Below are 19,633 nucleotides of genomic sequence, written 5' to 3' on the forward strand. Positions count from 1 at the left end.
TCGCAGCGACCGACGTCGGATCACAGGCACGACCGGGCGGCAGAGATGCTTCCCGTCCGCGCACTTCCGCATACACGCGGACAGTCAGCTCCGGTGAGGTTCGTTTCACGTGAAACGACGGCTTCAGCACGGCCCGCTGAACGCGGCTTTCGTCACCGGTGGCTTCGCGCAACTCCATCGACGAAAGGCGAAGGGACGCCCCCAGCGCTGACACCGGGGTCCCCTGCTGAGACGGATGTCTGAATCACGCGACTGGGGTCCCTACCGCTCCACCGAAGCGTGCTCGCGAGCCGACCTCGTGCCCCTCCTCGATGAGAGCGCCTGGCGGTCCGGCGTAGCTTCTCCGCGTCGTCCGGTTCGACGCCACATTTCTCGAGGCCCAGTCCCGCGCTCGCAAACCTCCGCCTCCCCACCTCACTCGGGTACCTTGTCGCAGCTTCCCACGCGGGGTGCCTGCCGCGGTCAGGCGAATTCGCGACCGCGTCCTTCTGGGTTGCCCCTGCATACGCCCGAGAGTCCATCGCTCCGCCGGGCGTCCCGCTGCAGAGCGCCCGGATCCTTCATGCATGCACCCTCGGCCGGGAGCACGCCAGCGTCGCGCAGCACCGATCCGGGTGCCCATGCCCTGTGCTCCATGAGACCTCGCGACAGGTGCGTCGCGTCGTTCTGGCCCCTCCATGACCTGCCTGCCCGCAGAACTCGCGGAGCATCACGCGGCTGCCTCCGCGTCCGAGCCGGCAGGTGGACGAGGGGTCGCGCCGCATGGGTACATCGATACTCAATCTGACCCGTTCCTTCGCCCCTTGCGACGGCTCGTCTCCCGTGAATCCGCCGCCCGATCGCGGTCTGTTTCACGTGAAACACAACCCCTCCTAGCCTGTTCACATCCGTTCACCATCTCGGGCACGCACAGCAGCACGTGTTCCCAGCCGCTGCTCGGGTCGCCCCACGACGACGGAGCACGCCTGGGAGCAGTTCTGGCGCGGAGGGATTTCCCTTCACGGCGATGCCCATCGAACGACGTGGCGTCGCCCGTCCACGCACACCACTCGGCATGCGTGCCCGAAGTGTGTGGAACGACCGTCGCTCAAGAGCCATCTGCGTCACGCGAGCGGTAGCCCCGCGGTGGCGGCCTGGCACGTTCACACCCGACTCTCGCGCAAACGCCCACTCCCCTTCCTGTCCACACCGTCCATAGCGAGGATCAGAGCTCGCCGCAGCAGGTCCACCGCGGACCGCTATAGAGAGGAGGCATTGCGGCACGTCTGCCACAGCGGCGCCCGGTCACACCGTTGCCCACTCCTCCGCGGGAAGGCCGATCACCGGGCCCCTCCCACTCATCGAGGGACACCGTTGAGCATCAAGGCCAGTCCGGTTGTCCGGGGTCATTCCCCGGACGAAACACGAGCGAGGCATGAGCGCCTCTGCCGCAGCGGTCAAAAGCTCCAAAGCCCAGTCCCGCGTCAAGGCACTCACCGGCCCCCTCCACACATGGACACACCCCATCCAATACCAGGCCTGCACCGGTTACACCCCGTCTCCCCCGACGACACTCGAGACCAGGCACGAGGGATCCGATAGCGCCGCAGAAAGGTTCAGAGGCCACTCCTCCGAAGAAGGCCACTCACCGGGTGCCTTTAGACGTCGACACACCATCGAATGCCAGGGCCCGGCCTGGTTGCCCCGAGTCGTCATTGACCAGGCACGGGACAAAGTATCGCGCCGCCTCCCCGCCGCAGAACCCGGCGACACCATCACACTTTCCCACGAGAATGCCGCCCGCCGGCTCCAGTCTAGGCTTCGAGGCATACCCCGAACGTCACTGACAGGACTGGTGGCACCATGTCCGTCTCAGACGGCAGAGGAAACGAGGCCGAGGCACCCCCTGCGGTAGCTTCACCGAGCGGATGACCTTCTTGCCTGTCGACACCCCCGCGGGGGACCTCCACTGCCGCAGCGACCTGCAGGAGCCAGCGGCACGACCCAGTCGGCTCTGACGAGGGCTCCCCCCGACGACCGATGAGCATAGGTACGCACACGATGCAGAGAGACATGACACGTTCGCCCCGTGCCGCGCTCACCGTCACTGCACTCTGCGCACGCGCTGAAGATCGGTGCCCCTCAGCGGGAGACGGCACTCGGGCACGTGGGAGCCACACCGAGAAACCGACTGTTTCACGTGAAACAGTCATTCAAGATCGCTGCGACTGAGGGATACCTCCTCCACTACCGAATGCGCCATGGCAAACGGTCGGAGATGGTCAGCGAACGACGTACGCGCGTGCGATAACTCGTCGAAGCGAATCGCGCGACGTTTCACGTGAAACAGTTGTGTGTCTAATGTGACCACGCCGACCACGATCCCACCTCCTGCGTCTAACCCACGGGAGGTTCTGCGATCCGCAGCCCACCACGCCGCACCGTAAAGACAGCACACCCCGCCCGCTGACCCACCAGCACGGGCAGGTATCAGTGTCGAGCAGAAGGGCACTCAACGAGCAGTGCGTCCGATGACGTCGCCGGAGACCATCACTTCTGACCTACGGACCGCCCCGGGGGCAGCGCCCCACGCTCCTTGGCTCGATCGGTGGGTGCCCCACCGGTCTCCCCACGCGCTTTCCGAAAAGACTCGGAGACGTTGATGAGTACGCCCGTCCACAGCTTCGATGCCAAGGAGTTGCGTGGCGGCGCCTACCGATTCCCTCCTCCGAGGCCGGCCTCCGGAGACGTGATACTCGCCTCTGACCGCCTCGGTGAAGATGCTCCCGCGATGGATGAACCTTCACGCCGCCGAACCCAGCGCTCCCGACAACCGTGTCAGACAGAGGTCGGTCGCCGATTCAGGTTCACCGTAACTGGAGAAACCTGGACACCGGCGTCGCCGAAGCACCCAGTGAACGCGATTCCCGACTCAGCGCCTTCGGAGCCGAGAGTAGCGTCCTACCGCACTGCCCCGAGACTCGTTGTTGTTTCACGTGAAACATGGCCTGTCCGGGCGGACCCCATCCGTGAGCGGGCACAACCTCTTCGGATCAGTCGATCAAGGGGTAGTGCCCGCTAAAGAAGGACACTCTGACGGCAGTGTTTCACGTGAAACGACAAGGTCCTCAGCGCACGTGGGCACGGACGACCCGGGTCGTCTCGGGAAGCAGTCCCTCGCCCAGAACCTCGACGCGAACGTCGGAGAGTGTGAACTTCGCGATCTGCTTCCGCGCCGCCTCGATCTCGTTCGCGGCGTTCATGCCCTTCAAGAGGGTGAGTTCACCACCATCGCGCACCAGCGGAGCCGTCAGTGGAATCAAGGTACGCAGCGCGCTCACCGCGCGAGCCGTGACGACGTCGAAGGCACCCTTCGCACGGACGTCCTCCGCACGCGCCCGGAGGATGGTGACGTTCGAGAGCTCGAGATCGTTCACCTGCTCCGTCAACCAGTTGATCCGACGCTCCATCGGCTCAACCAGTGTCCACGACACATCGGGGCGGGCGATGGCGAGCACCAGACCGGGCAGTCCGGCCCCAGACCCGATGTCCGCCACGGAACCATGGAAGAGCGGTGCGGCGATCGCGCTGTTCAGGATGTGACGGGTCCACAGGCGGGGCAGTTCGAGCGGCCCGATCAGACCCCGCTCCTCCCCCTCACGGGCGAGGGAGTCCGTGAACCGCCGAGCGATCTCCAGGCGGTCTCCGAAAAGATCGGCAGCGACAGCCGGCTCCTGCTCGACGGTCTTCTCGCCGGAATCGTTCGTCTCAGACACCCGCCCGTACTCGCCTTCGGTACGTCAGTGACGACGCAGGACCGTGTGACGGTCCGCGCCCTCGCCGTACGACTCGGAGACGAGCCCTCGCTCGGCAGCGATGTCGTGGACCAGCTTGCGCTCGTAGCTCGACATCGCCGGCAGCGACGCCTGCGACGAGCCCTCATCGAGCTTGGCGGCCGCCGCCTCGACCAGGGTCACGAGCTGCCGGCGGCGCGTGTCGCGGGATCCTCCGATGTCGAGGATGAGACGCGAGAACGAGCCAGTCTTGTTCTGCACGGCGAGACGCGTGAGCTCCTGCAGCGCCTGCACCGTGTCCGGAGCGGAGAGCAGCGCGAGGCCGTCACCCTCGGCCTCGACCGAGACGTAGGCACGCCCCTGCCGGACATCGAGGTTCAGGTCGCCGTCGATGTCGGCGATGTCGAGCAGCTCCTCGAGGTAATCCGCGGCGACATCGCCTTCGTTCTCGAGCTGCGCCACAGTGGGCTCGGTGCTCCCGGTCACGACCTCACTCATGACGGGTTCCCCTTCTTCTTCGCGCGCTTCTTGCCGACCGGCTGCTGTCGCTTCGGTGCCTCAGCCTTCGCCTTCTCGGCCTGCTCCAGCAGACGCTGCTGCTCTGCCTCGTACACCGACATCGGCACGACCTTGCCCGAGGAATCGATGGCCTTGCCCTTACGCGCCAGACGCTCTTCGCGCGCCTTCGCCGCCTCCGAGCCCGGGGTGGGCATCTCACGGATGACGAGGAACTGCTGGCCCATGGTCCAAAGGTTCGAGATGAACCAGTACACGACGACACCGAGCGGGAAGAAGACACCGGAGAAGATGAAGCCCAGCGGCAGCACGTAGAGCATGATCTTCTGCATCTGGTACGCCTGGCCGGTCTTGGCCTCCGGCGAGAGGTTCTTCGAGATGATCTGCAGCTGGGTGAAGAACTGCGACGCGATCATCAGGACGACCAGGGTGACGAGGATGATGATCGCAGTGACGTTCTGGGCATCGATGGCGTTGCCCAGCGTCTCGTGCAGCGAAGCGACGCCGAAGAGCTTCGCGTCGTAGAACTCCTTCGTGAGCTCCGGGCTCAGCAGGCCGACGCCACCGACGTTGTCGCGGGCGTGCTTGCTGACGTCGCTCAGCACGCTGTAGAGCGAGAAGAAGATCGGCATCTGCACGAGCAACGGCAGACAGCTCGACATCGGCGTCGTGCCGTGCTTCTTGTACAGCGCCATCGTCTCGCGGCTCATCGCCTCACGAGAGAGCTGATCCTTCTTGCCGCGGTACTTCTCCTGAACTTTCCGCAGTTCAGGAGCGATTTCCATCATCTTGCGCTGGCTCTTGATCTGCTTCACGAACAGCGGGATGAGCGCTGCACGGACCACGATCACGAGGCCGACGATCGAGAGGACCCAGGTGATGCCCGAGGCGGCAGGAAGGCCGACCGCCGTGAGAAGCCAGTGCCAGGCGACGAGGATGAGCTCGACGACCCACTTCAGCGGCCACAGGATCGTGCCGAGCAGGTCGAATCCGCCGGATGCCGGCTCCGGGCTGGGGGTGGCACTGGCGAACAGAAGGTCAAGACCCACCGATCAGTCCTTTCGGGAGGGGACGACGAAACCGTGTGCGGTCAGGTCGTAGCGGAAGTGTCGGTGCGGTGTGACGTCGTCGACGCCTCCGCGAGACCAGGGATTGCAGCGGAGGATGCGCCACGCCGAGAGCAGAGCCCCCCGCACGGCGCCGTGCTGCTGCACCGCACCTACAGCGTAGGCGGAACAGGAGGGGTAGTACGCACACACGTCCCCGTACATCGGCGAGACCACCTTGCGGTACCCCGCCAGGAAGGCGAGCACGGCGTTGCGCGGCAGGAGCGGGATGCTGCGAAGCACGTCGCGCCCGTGCATCTCCCCCGTCCCCACCGACGAGGCCGGCAACGCGGTCATGAGGCGGCCTCGGCCGGTGCGAGCCGCGCCAGGCAACGATGCACATCGCTGCGAAGCTCCGCGTAGGAGGCGGTCGCGGACGCAGGAAGGGCACGGATGACGACATCCGTGCCCTGAGGAACACGCGGGAGCGCCTCCGCACAGACGGCTTTGAGTCGCCGACGGACGGTGTTGCGCACCACGGCCGTGCCCACCTGCTTGCTGATGATGAAGCCGAACCGCGCGGCCCTGCTCTCGCCCGTCGCCAGCATGGAGGTGAGGACGCGGGCCCCGCCACAACGCGATCCGCGTCGAACGACCAGTCGGTAGTCGCTCCCGCGGGTCAAACGGAACGGGCGGGCGAGCACAGCTGATTACGCGGAGAGCTCGGTACGGCCCTTCGCGCGGCGTGCCGAGAGGATGGCACGGCCGGCGCGGGTACGCATGCGGGCACGGAAGCCGTGCTTCTTGGCGCGACGACGGTTGTTGGGCTGGAAGGTGCGCTTGCTCATGAGATCACTCCGGGAATGCTGTCACCGGATTCACTTCGACCGGAGACATAGGGAACTGCCAAACAGGCATAAGTCAACCGACTAAGGGTACGTCTTGGCGGCGGACAGGGCAAATCTGCGACCTGTACCGCTTGTCATCCCATGCGTACCGCACAGCCATTATCCACAAGCCGAGCGCATCCGCCACATCCAACACGCCCGCGTGTTTTCAAGGGCAGGTTGCCGTTCCGAGCCGGTGTGACTACCGTGGCATCCGAAGTTATCCACAGGGGAACGGCACGTCGACCCCGACCCGATCCGTCGTCCGGAGCACCATGTCCTCACCAGCCCAGCCCGAAGTCCCGATCTGGACCACGGTGCAGGAGCTGCTGGAAGCCGACGATCGGGTCACGCCGCAGCTCCAGGGCTTCCTGAGCCTCGCGGTGCCGGCCGGGGTGATGTCGGCGACCCTGTACCTCGAGGTGCCGAACGACCTCACCGCCGCCCAGATCAACAAGCGCCTCCGCCTGCCCATCATGGAGGCCCTCGCTCACGTCGGCGAAGAGGTCACGTCCTACCGGGTGGTCGTGAACCACGAACTCGCGGACCAGCCCACGGCCCCCATCGCGGTCGCCGACTTCGGTCGCCAGGAGCCGGTGCGCGCCGAGTCGCCGATGGAGCAGCCGACGGCGCTGCGCCACGAGTCCCGCCTCAACCCGAAGTACACCTTCGACAACTTCGTGATCGGCCAGTCCAACCGGTTCGCCCACGCGGCCGCCGTGGCCGTGGCCGAGGCTCCGGCCAAGGCCTACAACCCGCTCTTCATCTACGGCGACTCCGGACTGGGCAAGACACACCTCCTCCACGCCATCGGTGACTACGCGCAGTCCCTCTACGCCGGGGTGAAGGTGCGGTACGTATCGAGCGAGGAGTTCACGAACGACTTCATCAACTCCATCGCCAACAACCGCGGCGCCGCGTTCCAAGCGCGGTACCGCGACGTGGACATCCTCCTCATCGACGACATCCAGTTCCTCCAAGGACGGGCGGAGACGCAGGAGGCGTTCTTCCACACGTTCAACACGCTGCACGACCACAACAAGCAGGTCGTCATCACCAGCGATGTCGCACCGAAGCACCTGACCGGCTTCGAGGACCGCATGCGCAGCCGGTTCGAGTGGGGCCTCATCACCGACGTGCAGGCGCCCGACCTCGAGACCCGTATCGCCATCCTGCGGAAGAAGGCGCAGAGCGAGGCCCTCCACATCCCGGACGAGGTGCTCGAGTACATCGCCACGGTCGTGTCCTCGAACATCCGCGAGCTGGAGGGTGCACTCATCCGCGTCTCCGCGTTCGCGAGCCTGAACCGCTCTGCCCTCGACATCTCCCTGGCTCAGACCGTGCTGCGGGACATCATCGACACGGCCGAGGACAACATCATCTCGCCGACCGACATCATCACCGCGACCGCGCAGTACTTCAAGCTCACCGTCGACGACCTCTATGGCTCCAGCCGTTCGCAGCAGATCGCCACCGCACGGCAGATCGCCATGTACCTCTGCCGTGAGCGCACCAGCCTCTCCCTCCCCAAGATCGGTCAGCTCTTCGGCAACCGGGACCACACGACGGTCATGTACGCCTACAAGAAGATCAGCGAACTCATGAAGGAGCGTCGCTCGATCTACAACCAGGTGACCGAGATCACCACGCAGCTCGGTCGTCGCTGACGACCTGCACCCACGAGAGGGACGCCGCATCCGACACCGGACGGCGTCCCTCTCGGCGTTTCGGCGACATGCACCCGCCGGATAGATGCGTCTATGCACATGTGGATAACTTGTGGATGAACGTGGAACGCGCCGTCTCGAATGTGGGGCGATCGGGGAAACCTGTGGATAACCCCGGGACGGCGAAACGACGACCGACCCCTGTCCACCCGCGGATTCCTCAGGGTCTCCACAAGTGACACGAGTGTAGTTCCCTACTCGCGCCTGCTTTCCACCGACTTATCCACAGTATCCACAGGTGTTAACACCGTTAAGGAGTTAAGTCATTCAGGGTGCGATCCGATCACCAGACGGTGGGGAGAACCGGCGGCGGCATGACAAGTCCTCCGGCGTAGGGAACCGCAGGACTGTGGGGCTAGCATGGGATTCCCTGCAGTGGCAGGACCCGACGACGACCCGTCATGTTCGACGACAAGGGAGCACCCGTGAGGTTTCAGGTCAACCGCGATGTCTTCAGCGAGGCTGTGTCCTTCGTCGTCAAGCTGCTGCCCCAGCGCAATCCACAGCCGATCCTCGCCGGTGTCCTGATCGAGGCGGACGGCTCCGGACTCACCCTCTCGGCCTTCGACTACGAAGCATCCGCACGGACGACCATCGAGGCGACGGTCGAGACACCGGGCACGATCCTCGTCCACGGGCGGCTGCTCTCCGACATCGCGAGCCGCCTCCCGAACGCTCCCATCGAGATCGCCGTCGAGGATGACGGCGGAATCGCCGTGACCTGTGGCTCGGCTCGCTTCACCCTCGCGGCCATGCCGGTCGAGGAATACCCGTCCATTCCCGAGGTGTCCGGATCCTCCGGCGTCGTCCCGGCCGACGATTTCGGCACGGCGATCGCGCAGGTCGGCTTCGCCGCGTCCCGTGACGACGTGACTCCCGTGCTGACGGGTGTCCAGCTCGAGGTCACCGGACAGACGCTCAGCCTCGTCGCCACCGACCGCTACCGGGTCTCGCTCCGCGACGTGCCCTGGGACGGCGAGGCCGTCGAGGCCACCGCACTCGTTCCCGCCCGCACCCTCGTCGAGGTCGGCAAGACGTTCGGACACGCCGGCACGATCCAGATCGCCTTCTCGGGTGCCGGGGATCGCGAGATCATCGCCTTCACCGCCGGCAACAAGACCGTGACGTCGCTGCTCATCAAGGGCAACTTCCCCCCGGTCCGCCGCCTCTTCCCCGAGCAGACCGACCACTACGCCGTCGTCAACACGGCCGATCTCATCGAGGCCGTCCGCCGTGTCTCCCTCGTGCTCGACCGCGCGGCGCCACTGCGTTTCACGTTCTCGACCGACAGCGTCACGATGGATGCATCGGGCAGCGAGCACGCCCGCGCGTCCGAGTCGGTCGACGCGATCCTCTCCGGCGGCGACGAGGTGACGCTGGGTCTCAACCCGCAGTACCTCATCGAAGCCCTCGGTGCGGTCAAGAGCGAGTTCGTGCGGGTGACCTTCACCTCCAGCGACAACGCCAACAAGCTGAGCCCGGTCCTCATCACCAGTCAGACGTCGGTCGACCAGGCCGGTCTGGACTCGTTCAAGTACCTCCTCCAGCCCAACCTCCTCCTGCGCTGAGCACCCCCGGCCCCGAGGGAGTGTCCGACCCGGAAGGTAGGCTGGCTCCGTGATTGTGGAGCATCTCAGCCTGGTCGATTTCCGCAATTACGCGACCGCGGAACTCGCCTTGCACCGCGGGCCGAACGTCCTCGTCGGGCGGAACGGCCAAGGCAAGACGAACCTCGCGGAGGCGGTGGTGTTCCTCGCGACGCTGGGATCGCATCGGGTGTCCTCGGACGCGCCGATGGTGCGGGACGGGCAGGAGTTCGCCGTCATCCGGGCCCGGCTCGCGCACGGTGAGCGACGCGTGCTCGTCGAGGTGCAGCTCAATCGCCAGGGGTCGAACAAGGCGCGGATCAACGGCTCCCCGTCGAAGACGAACGAGCTCCCCCGCTACGCACATGTCGTGCTGTTCGCGCCGGAGGATCTCCAGATCGTGCGGGGCGACCCCTCGGCCCGCCGCCGGTTCGCCGACCAGCTCCTCATCCAGCGCACCCCGCGACTCGCCGCCGTGCTGGGTGACTACGACCGCGTGCTCAAGCAGCGCAACGCCCTGCTCAAGTCGGCGCGGGCACGGGGCATCCGCGGTGAAGCGCTGAGCACCCTCGACGTCTGGGACGACAAGCTCGTCTCCCTCGGATCCGAGATCATCACGGCACGGCAGCGGCTGGCGTCCGATCTGCAGCAGCCCGTCGCCGATGCATACGCGGCGATCGCCGGCGCGGACCACCGTCCCCGGCTCGACTGGGCGCTGTCGGTCGCCGGCAGCGATCCCGAGGATGACGACGACCGCGATGACGCGGACGGTGCCGCTCCCGTCGACGACGTGCGCGGGGACGCCCGTCGCATCGCCGAGATGTTCCGCGCCTCTCTCGCGGCGAAACGCTCGAACGAACTCGACCGCGGCCTCACCCTCACCGGACCCCATCGGGACGACCTGGTGCTGCGGGTCCGGGACCTGCCGGTGAAGGGGTACGCCTCCCACGGCGAGTCCTGGTCGGTCGCACTCGCCCTGCGACTAGCGTCCGCCGAGCTGCTCCGCAGCGAGTCCCCGGCCGGCGACCCGGTACTGATCCTCGACGACGTCTTCGCGGAGCTGGACGCCGATCGGCGGCAGCGGCTCGCCGCGCTCACCGCGGGCTACGAGCAGGTGGTGGTCACGGCCGCGGTGGAGGAGGATATCCCCGACGTGCTCCATGCTCACGTCGTCCGCATCACGGCGGGGACCATCACCGATGAGCGGGACCGGCTGCAGGGAGAGGGCGGTGCGCCGAATGACTGACGTGGTCACCGACAGCGCGGCCTCGGCGGAGGCTCCCGAGACCGTCGCCACCTACCTGCGACTGCGGGGACTCAAGCCGAGCGCCAAGAACTGGAAGCGCAAAAGGCGGATCTCCGTCGACGACGACAACGCGCCGTTCACGCCCGGCCGCGATCCGGGAAGCCTCGGCGCCGTCCTCAACACGCTCAGCCGCGAATCCGGCTGGGAGACGACGCTCGCCCGGGAGGACCTCGTCCGCCAGTGGGCTGACCTCGCGGGGGCGGACACCGCGAAGCACTCGGAGCCGGTGTCTCTCGAGCGCGGACTGCTCACCGTCAAGTGCGATTCCACCGCGTGGGCGAAGAACCTCCAGTTCATGCGCGCGACGATCCTCACGGAGATCGGACGACGGTACCCGGAGGCGGGAGTGGAGAACCTCCGCTTCATCGGACCGGACGTCCCCTCGTGGAAATGGGGTCCCAGAGCCGTTCCAGGGCGGGGCCCGCGCGATACCTACGGGTAGGGCACCATGCAAGGGGTCCGAAACGCTCAGAGGGCCACACGCGGCCGTTGAGCGGCATTTCGACTCGAAACCCGGCTAGAATGGGAGTTCGAGATATCGATCTGGAGAATGCCCTCTGATGACGCCTGAATCCCCTGCTGACGAGACGGAACCGAACAACGACGCTTCGTCGGGCTCACAGGCCGGAGGATCGGCGGCACCCGCACCGAAGAAGCAGCAGCCCGGTGAGTACGGCGCCGACTCGATCCAGATCCTCGAAGGACTCGAAGCGGTCCGCAAGCGACCCGGCATGTACATCGGCTCGACCGGTCCCCGCGGACTGCACCACCTCGTCTACGAGATCGTCGACAACTCGGTGGACGAAGCGCTGGCCGGGTATGCCGACACGATCTTCGTCACCCTCCTCGCCGACGGCGGCGTGCGCGTGGTCGACAACGGTCGCGGTATCCCCGTCGACCCGCACTCGTCGGACCCCTCGAAGTCGACCGTCGAGGTCGTGCTCACGATCCTGCACGCGGGCGGCAAGTTCGGTGGCGGCGCCTACGCCGTCTCCGGCGGTCTGCACGGCGTCGGATCCTCGGTGGTGAACGCCCTGTCGACCCGCTTCGACGTGGAGGTCAAGCAGAAGGGCTTCGTCTGGCGGCACAGCTTCGCCGACGGCGGCGTCCCGCAGCAGAAGCTCGAGAAGGGCGAGGCCACCGAGGAGACCGGGACCAGCATCACGTTCTGGCCGGACGCGGAGATCTTCCAGGAGACCGTCGAGTTCGACTACGACACGCTCCGCACCCGGTTCCAGCAGATGGCGTTCCTCAACAAGGGACTGCGCATCGAGCTGTCCGACGAGCGGCCGGAGTCGGCGTACGAGACCGAGGAAGACGGCCAGGCCGTCACGAAGCAGCCGGGCGACGTCTTCTTCTACGAGCGCGGTCTCGTCGACTACGTCGAGTACCTGAACAAGGTGCGCCACGCCGAGGTCGTCAACGAGGAGATCATCGCCTTCGAGTCCGAGGACACGGCGCGCAAGATCTCGCTCGAGGTCGCGATGCAGTGGACGACGTCGTACACGGAGAACGTGTTCACCTACGCCAACACCATCAACACGCACGAGGGTGGCACGCACGAGGAGGGCTTCCGGGCGGCGCTCACCACGCTCGTCAACCGCTATGCCCGTGCGAACAACCTCCTCAAGGAGAAGGACGACAACCTCTCCGGAGACGACGTGCGCGAGGGGCTGACCGCCGTCATCTCGATCAAGCTCGGCGAGCCCCAGTTCGAGGGTCAGACCAAGACGAAGCTCGGCAACACCGAGGCGAAGGCCTTCGTGCAGAAGGTCGTCGGCGATCAGCTCGGCGACTGGTTCGAGCGCAACCCGAACCAGGCGAAGAACGTCATCCGCAAGGCCATCGACGCGGCGACGGCACGCCTCGCCGCGCGCAAGGCACGCGAGACCGCGCGTCGCAAGAGCGTGTTCGAGTCCGCGGCGATGCCCGACAAGCTCAAGGACTGCACGAGCAAGGACCCGTCGATCAGCGAGATCTTCCTCGTGGAGGGCGACTCGGCCGGCGGTTCGGCGGTGCAGGGTCGGGACCCGCACACGCAGGCGATCCTGGCGCTGCGCGGCAAGATCCTCAACGTCGAGCGCGCGCGTCTCGACAAGGCGCTCGGCAACAAGGAAGTCCAGGCGATGATCCAGGCCTTCGGCACGGGCATCGGCGAGGAGTTCGACATCGAGAAGGCCCGGTATCACAAGATCGTGCTGATGGCCGATGCCGACGTCGACGGTCAGCACATCACCACCCTGCTGCTCACCCTGCTGTTCCGTTACATGCGCGGACTCATCGAGGCCGGCTTCGTGTACCTCGCGATGCCGCCGCTCTACCGCCTCAAGTGGTCGAACGCGGCACACGAGTACGTGTTCAGCGACGCCGAGCGCGATGCGCTGCTGGCCTACGGCCTGGAGAACGGGAAGCGCATCCCCAAGGACGCGGGCATCCAGCGCTACAAGGGTCTCGGCGAGATGAACGCCAAGGAACTGTGGGAGACCACGATGGACCACACCACCCGGACGCTTCGTCAGGTGACCATCGAGGACGCCGCCGCCGCGGACGAGATCTTCAGCGTGCTGATGGGCGAGGACGTGGAATCGCGTCGGAGCTTCATCCAGCGCAACGCCAAGGACGTCCGGTTCCTCGACATCTGATCACCGCGGGGTCCCTGAGTCCGTCGAACGGGACCCGCTGCTCCGACCAGCTCAGCCCACCAGGAAAGACACATGACTGACGAAGAACGCCCCGACATCACCGAGGGTCACGAGCACGGCAAGATCGACCAGGTCGATCTGCAGTCGGAGATGCAGCGCAGCTATCTCGACTACGCCATGGCGGTCATCGTCGGCCGCGCCCTCCCCGACGTCCGCGATGGCCTCAAGCCGGTGCACCGCCGTGTCATCTACGGCATGTACGACGGTGGGTTCCGCCCCGACAAGTCGTTCTCCAAGTGCGCCCGCGTCGTCGGCGAGGTCATGGGTCAGTATCACCCGCACGGCGACTCGGCGATCTACGACGCCCTCGTCCGTCTGGTGCAGCCCTGGTCGCTCCGGTACCCGCTTGCCCTCGGCCAGGGGAACTTCGGCTCCCCGGGCAACATGGGTGCCGCAGCCCCGCGATACACCGAGACGAAGATGGCTCAGCTCGCGCTCGAGATGGTGCGCGACATCGAGGAAGACACCGTCGACTTCACCGACAACTACGACGGTCAGACGCAGGAGCCCACGGTCCTGCCCGCCCGCTTCCCGAACCTGCTCGTCAACGGCTCGGTCGGCATCGCGGTCGGGATGGCGACCAACATCCCGCCGCACAATCTGCGCGAGGTGTCCGACGCGGCGCTCTGGGCTCTCGACAACCCCGGGGTCTCGCGCGAGGAACTGCTCGAGGGTCTGATCCAGCGCATTCCGGGCCCGGACTTCCCGACCGGCGCGCAGATCCTCGGCACCAAGGGCATCCACGAGGCGTACCGCACGGGTCGCGGCTCGATCACGATGCGCGCAGTCGTCAACGTGGAGGAGATCCAGGGTCGCACCTGCCTCGTCATCACCGAGCTGCCCTACCAGGTCAACCCCGACAACGTGGCGGTGAAGATCGGCGACCTCGCCCGTGACGGCAAGATCACCGGCATCGCCGACATCCGTGACGAGTCGTCGGACCGCACCGGTCAGCGCCTGGTCGTGGTGCTCAAGCGCGATGCGGTCGCGAAGGTCGTGCTGAACAACCTGTACAAGCACACGCAGCTGCAAGAGAACTTCGGCGCGAACATGCTCGCGATCGTCGACGGTGTCCCCCGGACGCTCGCGATCGACGGCTTCATCTCGCACTGGATCGCTCACCAGATCGATGTGATCGTCCGGCGCACGGAGTTCCGCCTCCGCGAAGCCGAGAAGCGCATGCACATCCTGCGCGGCTACCTGAAGGCGCTCGACGCGCTCGACGAGGTCATCGCCCTGATCCGTCGTTCGCAGACCACCGCGGATGCGAACGAGGGACTGCAGAAGCTCCTCGACATCGACGAGATCCAGGCCGACGCGATCCTGCAGATGCAGCTGCGTCGACTCGCCGCTCTCGAGCGTCAGAAGATCATCGATCAGGCCAACGAGCTCGAGGCTCAGATCACCGACTACAAGGCGATCCTGGCCGACGAGGGCCGCCAGCGCTCGATCATCCGCGAGGAGTTGACGGGCATCGTCGAGCGGTTCGGCGACGAGCGGCGGACGCACATCCTGCACGGCTTCGACGGCGACGTGTCGATGGAAGACCTCATCGCCGAGGAGGAGATGGTCGTCACCGTCACGCGCGAGGGCTACATCAAGCGCACGCGCAGCGACAACTACCGCTCGCAGCACCGCGGCGGCAAGGGTGTCAAGGGCGCCCAGCTGCGCGCGGACGACATCGTCGAGCACTTCTTCGTCACGACGACGCATCACTGGCTGCTGTTCTTCACCGACAAGGGCCGGGTCTACCGCGCGAAGACGTACGAGGTGCCGGAAGCAGGGCGCGACGCGAAGGGCACCCATGTCGCGAACCTCCTCGCGCTGCAGCCGGACGAGAGCATCGCGCAGGTCCTCGACATCCGCGACTACGCGGTGGCGGACTACCTCGTCCTCGCCACGCGCGAGGGCCTGGTCAAGAAGACCCGTCTGGACAACTACGACACGAACCGCCAGGGCGGCGTGATCGCGATCCGTCTGAACGACGAGGACGAGCTGGTCAGCGCCCTCCTCGTCAACGCCGAGGACGACATCCTGCTCATCAGCCGCCGGGGCATGTCGGTGCGATTCCAGGCGACCGACGAGGCGTTGCGCCCCATGGGCCGTGCCACCGCCGGGGTGAAGGGCATGAAGTTCCGTGAGGGTGACAGCCTGCTGTCCGCCTCCGTCGCCGCACCCGGGAAGTACGTCTTCGTGGTCACCGACGGGGGCTATGCGAAGCGCACCGCCGTCGAGGAATACCGCGTCCAGGGGCGTGGCGGATACGGCATCAAGGTCGCCAAGTTGAACGACGATCGGGGCACTCTCGCGGGTGGTCTGATCGTGTCCGAGGACGACGAGGTCTTGGTGGTTCTGTCCAGCGGCAAGGTGGTACGCTCTGCCGTGGCCGAGGTCCCCGCCAAGGGTCGCGACACCATGGGAGTGGTGTTCGCCCGCACGACGGAGGCCGACCGCATCCTCGCCATCGCCCGGAACGGCGAACGTGGTCTCACCGAAGAGGAGACCGAGCCGGATGCCGACGCCGAGGCCCCCCAGACGACTGAGACACCCGAGGATACAGACGCATGAGCACAGTGGCTGACAAGCTGGCGAAGAAGTCGACACGCAAGACCGGTGGCAAGCAGGTCCGGCTGCGGCTCGTCTACGTCGACTTCTGGTCCGCGGTGAAGCTCTCGTTCCTGGGAGCGGTCGCTCTGGCCGTCGTCACGATGGTGTCGTTCTTCCTGATCTTCCTCGTGCTGCAGGCGACCGGCATCATGTCCACGGCCGACGAGTTCGTGCGGAGCTTCACCGACGGCGCGATCCCGCTGTCCGAGCTCGTGGGGCTGCCGCAGGTCATGGCGTTCGCGGCGGTTGTCGCGATCCTCAACCTCATCGTGTTCACGGTGCTCGGCGCCGTCGTCGCGGGCATCTACAACCTGGCCGTGAAGGTCACGGGCGGGTTGCTCGTCGGCTTCATGTCGAACTGACCCGAAACCCCGTCTTTCCGCCGAAACCCCGGCCTGCGCAGCAATGCAGGCCGGGGTTTCGGCGATAGGGCGGGGTCTCGGCGGGTGGGGGTAGGGAAAACCCGAACGGGAGTGTCCGGTTGACTCGGTGGGCGAGGTCCGGCGGCGGCCCTACCGTGGAAGCATGACCACACAGACTGCGACCGCGGGCACCGCGCCGGCGGTGAAGCCGCCGTTGCGCATCCCGCTCACGATCCTGCATCTCGCCGGTGTCGGGGTGATCGGGGGCGCCATCTTCGGCATGCTCGGCGGGCTCCTCGGCACCGGACTCGGCCTCCTCTTCGTCTTCGGCGTCGGCATCGTGGTGCTCGTGGGCCTCGTATATGTGCTCTTCGGCGTCGGCTGGTTCGAGATCGCCCGCGTCGCCGCCCTGTACCGGGTGCCGAACGCCCCGCTGCGGCTCCAGCCGCGGGACCGTCCCGGCTTCGGCGGCTGGCTCCGCGCGCTCGGGAGGCAGGCGATCGATGGGCGGATGTGGCGTGCGGTGGCGAACTTCGCCATCACCGCGGTCCTCGGCTTCGTGGTGCTCCGACTGTTCTGGGCACTCCTCTGGTCGATGATCATCGCCTTCGCACCGCTGACCTCGGCCGAGACCATCGTCGGCCCCTTCGGTGGCGGGCAGATCCCGGTGTCCTGGGCGCCCGTGATCGGCGTCCTCGGCGCACTCGCCTCCGCCGCCGGGATCATCGGCCTCGCGCTCCTGGCCCGGACACTCGCGCTGGCGATCGTCGCCCGGGCTCGTGAGGTCGAGCTCACCGAGCGTGTCCGCGCATCCACCGCCCAGCGTGAGGGCGCCGTCCGTGCGGCCGATGTGGAACGGACGCGGATCGAGCGCGATCTGCACGACGGCGTCCAGCCGCGGCTCGTCTCCGTCGGGATGACGCTCGGGCTCGCTCAGCAGAAGATCGACACCGACCCCGACGCCGCGAAAGAGCTCATCTCCGAGGCCCACACGTCGACGAAGGCCGCCATCACCGAACTGCGGCAGCTCGCCCGCGGGATCCACGCCTCCGTGCTCGACGACCGCGGACTCGACGCCGCGTTGTCCGCGCTCGCCAGCCGCTCCCCCATCCCCGTGCAGTTGGATGTGCGGATGGACCCTTCGACAAGCTCAGGGACCCAGGGTGGTGGGTCAGGGACTCAGTCAGGGACCCCGGGTGGTGGGGCAAGGACCCCGGGTGGCGGCGCCGGGGCAAGCCGGCCCGGACGTGATGCGGAGGCGGCGGTGTACTTCTCCATCGCCGAATCGCTGACCAACGCGGCGAAGCACTCCCGAGCGAGCGAAGCGCGGGTCACCGTCCGGCTCCGTGAGGGGAACGTCCTCTGGGCGCGGGTCGAGGACAACGGCATGGGCGGCGCCCAGGTCATCCCGGGCGGGGGCCTCGACGGCATCGCGAACCGGATCCTCGCGGCGGGCGGAACGTTTCGACTCGACAGCCCCCAGGGCGGTCCGACCAGCCTGGAGGTGAACGTGCCATGCGCATCCTGATCTGCGAGGATTCCGTCCTCCTGCGCGAGGGGCTCGTGCGTCTGCTCGAGGACGCCGGCCACGAGGTGGTCGCGGCCCTCACCGACACGATCGGTCTCCGCGAGGCCGTGACGTCGACGACGCCGGACCTCTGCATCCTCGATGTGCGGCTGCCGCCGACCTTCACGGACGAGGGCATCCGCGCGGCGCTCGATCTGCGGGCGGTGCATCCGTCGCTCGCCATCCTCGTGCTGTCCCAGTATGTGGAGGAGCGCTACGCGTCCGATCTCATCGCCGCGCAGGGCGGTCCGCTCGGCTACCTCCTGAAGGACCGGGTGGCGGATGTCGCCGAGTTCATCGATTCGGTGCAGCGGATAGCCGACGGCGCCACCGTGCTGGACCCGGAGGTCGTGGCCCAGCTCCTGACCCGCCGGAACCGCGACGATCGCATGATGCGGCTCACCGAGCGGGAGCGCACCGTGCTGGCGCTGCTCGCCGAGGGCAAGTCGAATCAGGCGATCGCTGCCCTCCTCTTCCTCTCGGGAGCGAGCGTCGAGAAGCACATCACCTCCATCTTCCAGAAGCTGGGCTTCGAACAGGACGAGGCGGGCAACCGCCGCGTGCTCGCCGCGCTGGCCCACCTCGAGAACACGGGCGGCACGGCGCCGTCGAACGGCCAGACAGGAGTCTCACGATGACCACCGAGAACACCGGAGCACAGGGCGGACACACCCCGATCACTCCCCCGCCGCCGCCGTCCGTGGCTTCCCCCACGCCGTCGCCGAGCGCGCCCGGACCGCGGCGTTCATCCGGAGCGACCGCCGTCATGATCGTCACCGCCGTGGTCGGTGGGATCGCCCTGCTCGGAGCCGGAGGCACGGCGGCCGTCGCGGCGACCGGCACCCTTCTATCCTCCAGCCGACCGGATTCGGTGCAGACGGTGGACGTCGACGGCGTCACCGCGATCGATCTCGACGCCGATGCGAGCATGGTCCGCATCGACTTCGGAGATGTGGACGCGGCGGAGCTCTCCGTGACCAACGGTCGAGGTTCGTGGACGTTCGAGCGCGAAGCGGACGAGCTCGTCGTCCGGAGCCCTCGGCCCGCCTTCGGCTGGTGGTTCGGCAACTGGTTCGGTGACGACGAGCGCGCCGTGCTCACCCTTCCGAAGGAGCTCAGCAGCTCGGACCTCGACGCGAGCCTCACGCTCGATGCCGGCGCTCTCGACGTCTCCGGCGAGTTCGGCACCCTCGAGGTGCAGATCAACGCCGGATCCCTCGATGTCTCCGGAGCGGCCTCGACCGTCGATGTGCAGATGAACGCGGGGCGGGCGGACGTCCTCCTCGACGGCGTCGACCAGGCGGATCTCGGCATCGCCGCGGGTGATCTGACGGTGGAGCTGACCGGCGACGCGCCGACGACGACCACCATCGACGTGAGCGCCGGATCCCTGAACCTGACCCTTCCGGATGTGGAGTACCGGATCAGTCAGGACGTCAATGCGGGGTCGTTCGATGCCCGTGTCGACGAGTCGCCCAGCGCCCGTCGCACGATCGACGTGTCCGTGTCGGCCGGCAGTGTGAACGTCGACCCCGGACGATGAACCGGGCGAGG

At 66.9% G+C, this 19,633-nt stretch carries 16 protein-coding genes; 10 read left to right on the plus strand and 6 right to left on the minus strand.

What is annotated here, in order from left to right; all coding sequences use genetic code 11:
- Positions 1 to 3,107 precede the first annotated feature (3,107 nt).
- The 6 genes from rsmG to rpmH are packed head-to-tail and all read right to left on the minus strand — an operon-like array spanning position 3,108 to position 6,183.
- Positions 3,108 to 3,755: a 16S rRNA (guanine(527)-N(7))-methyltransferase RsmG gene (rsmG, locus tag AB0310_RS10030; RefSeq protein WP_280567620.1), complete on the minus strand. Its 648-nt coding sequence runs from the start codon at positions 3,753 to 3,755 to the stop codon at positions 3,108 to 3,110.
- Positions 3,756 to 3,779: 24 nt separating this feature from the next.
- On the minus strand, positions 3,780 to 4,271 hold the full coding sequence (locus tag AB0310_RS10035) for a Jag family protein (protein WP_187662783.1): 492 nt from the start codon (positions 4,269 to 4,271) through the stop codon (positions 3,780 to 3,782).
- Complete coding sequence (gene yidC / locus AB0310_RS10040) at positions 4,268 to 5,338, minus strand: membrane protein insertase YidC (protein WP_366237153.1); 1,071 nt, start codon at positions 5,336 to 5,338, stop codon at positions 4,268 to 4,270. Before yidC ends, AB0310_RS10035 begins: the two co-directional genes overlap by 4 nt.
- A gap of 3 nt (positions 5,339 to 5,341) precedes the next feature.
- On the minus strand, positions 5,342 to 5,692 hold the full coding sequence (gene yidD / locus AB0310_RS10045; RefSeq protein ID WP_062637723.1) for a membrane protein insertion efficiency factor YidD: 351 nt from the start codon (positions 5,690 to 5,692) through the stop codon (positions 5,342 to 5,344).
- Entirely contained in the window at positions 5,689 to 6,039 is a 351-nt protein-coding gene (rnpA, locus tag AB0310_RS10050) for a ribonuclease P protein component (RefSeq protein WP_187662786.1), read from the minus strand. Before rnpA ends, yidD begins: the two co-directional genes overlap by 4 nt.
- A gap of 6 nt (positions 6,040 to 6,045) precedes the next feature.
- Positions 6,046 to 6,183, minus strand: a complete 138-nt coding sequence (gene rpmH, locus AB0310_RS10055) for a 50S ribosomal protein L34 (protein WP_022879826.1) — start codon at positions 6,181 to 6,183, stop codon at positions 6,046 to 6,048.
- 314 nt (positions 6,184 to 6,497) lie between these two features.
- On the opposite strand from rpmH, the gene dnaA reads away from it, so the two are divergent.
- The 10 genes from dnaA to AB0310_RS10105 all read left to right on the plus strand — a co-directional run bounded on the left by dnaA (position 6,498) and on the right by AB0310_RS10105 (position 19,622).
- Positions 6,498 to 7,889 carry a chromosomal replication initiator protein DnaA gene (gene dnaA, locus AB0310_RS10060; protein ID WP_187662787.1) on the plus strand — a complete coding sequence of 464 codons (1,392 nt, stop codon included), beginning with the start codon at positions 6,498 to 6,500 and terminating at the stop codon, positions 7,887 to 7,889.
- Between the two features lie 485 nt (positions 7,890 to 8,374).
- Positions 8,375 to 9,517: a DNA polymerase III subunit beta gene (gene dnaN / locus AB0310_RS10065; RefSeq protein ID WP_259954814.1), complete on the plus strand. Its 1,143-nt coding sequence runs from the start codon at positions 8,375 to 8,377 to the stop codon at positions 9,515 to 9,517.
- Between the two features lie 49 nt (positions 9,518 to 9,566).
- Positions 9,567 to 10,781: a DNA replication/repair protein RecF gene (recF, locus tag AB0310_RS10070; protein ID WP_280567582.1), complete on the plus strand. Its 1,215-nt coding sequence runs from the start codon at positions 9,567 to 9,569 to the stop codon at positions 10,779 to 10,781.
- Positions 10,774 to 11,283 carry a DciA family protein gene (locus AB0310_RS10075; protein ID WP_366237154.1) on the plus strand — a complete coding sequence of 170 codons (510 nt, stop codon included), beginning with the start codon at positions 10,774 to 10,776 and terminating at the stop codon, positions 11,281 to 11,283. The genes recF and AB0310_RS10075 overlap by 8 nt, the downstream gene beginning before the upstream one ends.
- A 118-nt stretch (positions 11,284 to 11,401) precedes the next feature.
- Positions 11,402 to 13,483 carry a DNA topoisomerase (ATP-hydrolyzing) subunit B gene (gene gyrB, locus AB0310_RS10080; RefSeq protein WP_187662791.1) on the plus strand — a complete coding sequence of 694 codons (2,082 nt, stop codon included), beginning with the start codon at positions 11,402 to 11,404 and terminating at the stop codon, positions 13,481 to 13,483.
- Positions 13,484 to 13,555: 72 nt separating this feature from the next.
- Positions 13,556 to 16,111 (plus strand): DNA gyrase subunit A, encoded by a 2,556-nt coding sequence (gene gyrA / locus AB0310_RS10085; protein ID WP_187662792.1) that lies wholly within the window; start codon positions 13,556 to 13,558, stop codon positions 16,109 to 16,111.
- Complete coding sequence (locus tag AB0310_RS10090) at positions 16,108 to 16,512, plus strand: DUF3566 domain-containing protein (protein WP_025102877.1); 405 nt, start codon at positions 16,108 to 16,110, stop codon at positions 16,510 to 16,512. The genes gyrA and AB0310_RS10090 overlap by 4 nt, the downstream gene beginning before the upstream one ends.
- A 163-nt stretch (positions 16,513 to 16,675) precedes the next feature.
- Positions 16,676 to 18,040, plus strand: coding sequence for a sensor histidine kinase (locus tag AB0310_RS10095; protein WP_366237155.1), 1,365 nt, complete (start codon positions 16,676 to 16,678; stop codon positions 18,038 to 18,040).
- Complete coding sequence (locus AB0310_RS10100) at positions 18,028 to 18,717, plus strand: LuxR C-terminal-related transcriptional regulator (RefSeq protein WP_366237156.1); 690 nt, start codon at positions 18,028 to 18,030, stop codon at positions 18,715 to 18,717. The genes AB0310_RS10095 and AB0310_RS10100 overlap by 13 nt, the downstream gene beginning before the upstream one ends.
- Positions 18,714 to 19,622 (plus strand): DUF4097 family beta strand repeat-containing protein, encoded by a 909-nt coding sequence (locus AB0310_RS10105; RefSeq protein ID WP_366237157.1) that lies wholly within the window; start codon positions 18,714 to 18,716, stop codon positions 19,620 to 19,622. The genes AB0310_RS10100 and AB0310_RS10105 overlap by 4 nt, the downstream gene beginning before the upstream one ends.
- The last annotated feature ends 11 nt before the right edge of the window (positions 19,623 to 19,633 follow it).

The organism is Microbacterium meiriae, from assembly GCF_040702565.1.
Lineage (GTDB): Bacteria > Actinomycetota > Actinomycetes > Actinomycetales > Microbacteriaceae > Microbacterium > Microbacterium meiriae.

Bases quoted from the DNA above. Each gene is read 5' to 3' on its own strand.
- AB0310_RS10035 (WP_187662783.1), bottom strand. From the start codon at position 4,271: ATGAGTGAGGTCGTGACCGGGAGCACCGAGCCCACTGTGGCGCAGCTC.
- gyrB (WP_187662791.1), top strand. From the start codon at position 11,402: ATGACGCCTGAATCCCCTGCTGACGAGACGGAACCGAACAACGACGCT.
- yidD (WP_062637723.1), bottom strand. From the start codon at position 5,692: ATGACCGCGTTGCCGGCCTCGTCGGTGGGGACGGGGGAGATGCACGGG.
- dnaA (WP_187662787.1), top strand. From the start codon at position 6,498: ATGTCCTCACCAGCCCAGCCCGAAGTCCCGATCTGGACCACGGTGCAG.
- AB0310_RS10100 (WP_366237156.1), top strand. From the start codon at position 18,028: ATGCGCATCCTGATCTGCGAGGATTCCGTCCTCCTGCGCGAGGGGCTC.
- AB0310_RS10090 (WP_025102877.1), top strand. From the start codon at position 16,108: ATGAGCACAGTGGCTGACAAGCTGGCGAAGAAGTCGACACGCAAGACC.
- rpmH (WP_022879826.1), bottom strand. From the start codon at position 6,183: ATGAGCAAGCGCACCTTCCAGCCCAACAACCGTCGTCGCGCCAAGAAG.
- AB0310_RS10105 (WP_366237157.1), top strand. From the start codon at position 18,714: ATGACCACCGAGAACACCGGAGCACAGGGCGGACACACCCCGATCACT.
- AB0310_RS10095 (WP_366237155.1), top strand. From the start codon at position 16,676: ATGACCACACAGACTGCGACCGCGGGCACCGCGCCGGCGGTGAAGCCG.
- AB0310_RS10075 (WP_366237154.1), top strand. From the start codon at position 10,774: ATGACTGACGTGGTCACCGACAGCGCGGCCTCGGCGGAGGCTCCCGAG.
- gyrA (WP_187662792.1), top strand. From the start codon at position 13,556: ATGACTGACGAAGAACGCCCCGACATCACCGAGGGTCACGAGCACGGC.